Here is a 547-nt window from a genome sequence, read left to right as displayed (position 1 = left end):
GTTGACCGCTGGGATACCGGCTGGAGCGAGTCCACAAAGCGCGCCGTGGTGTCGGCCTCGCAGTACGTGCACAAGCATAAAGGCACGCTCGGCTCGATTCGGCGCGTGGTGGAACCGCTCGGCTACCTGATCCGCATCGTTGAGTGGTGGAAGACCGGCGGCGAGCCGGGGACGTTTCGTCTGGATGTAGGCGTGCTGGATACCGGCATTACTGAAGAAATGTATAACGAGCTGGAGCGCCTGATCGCCGACGCGAAGCCGTGCAGCCGCCACCTTATCGGGCTGTCGATTAACCTCGACGCCAGCGGCGAGCTGTCGGTTGCCGCCGCCTGCTACAGCGGCGACGAGCTGACGGTTTATCCCTATACCCCTGAACTTATCAGCGTCGGCGGGCCGGTTTATTCCGGCGCGGCGGTGCATCTTATTGACCTGACGGAAGTGAGCACATGACCACGAAATATTTTGCCCTGCTGACCAGCCAGGGCGCGGCAAAGCTTGCCAATGCCGCCGCGCTGGGAACGAAAATCCAGATTACCGAAATGGCCGT

Annotated in this window: 2 protein-coding genes; both read left to right on the top strand. The window is 61.2% G+C overall.

The window, feature by feature from the left end; genetic code table 11:
* Nucleotides 1-450, top strand: a 450-nt coding sequence (locus ACETPC_RS23810; protein ID WP_380184898.1) for a phage tail protein I, incomplete at its 5' end; no start/stop codon positions are given.
* The coding region (locus tag ACETPC_RS23805; RefSeq protein ID WP_380184899.1) for a phage tail protein at nt 447-547 on the top strand (101 nt) is incomplete at its 3' end. The genes ACETPC_RS23810 and ACETPC_RS23805, both read left to right, overlap by 4 nt.

It is taken from the genome of Pantoea sp. sgz302252 (assembly GCF_042610525.1).
Classification (GTDB): domain Bacteria; phylum Pseudomonadota; class Gammaproteobacteria; order Enterobacterales; family Enterobacteriaceae; genus Erwinia.
The sequence above is the reverse complement of the archived record's forward strand: the minus strand, read 5'-3'. Positions and strand labels throughout refer to the sequence as shown.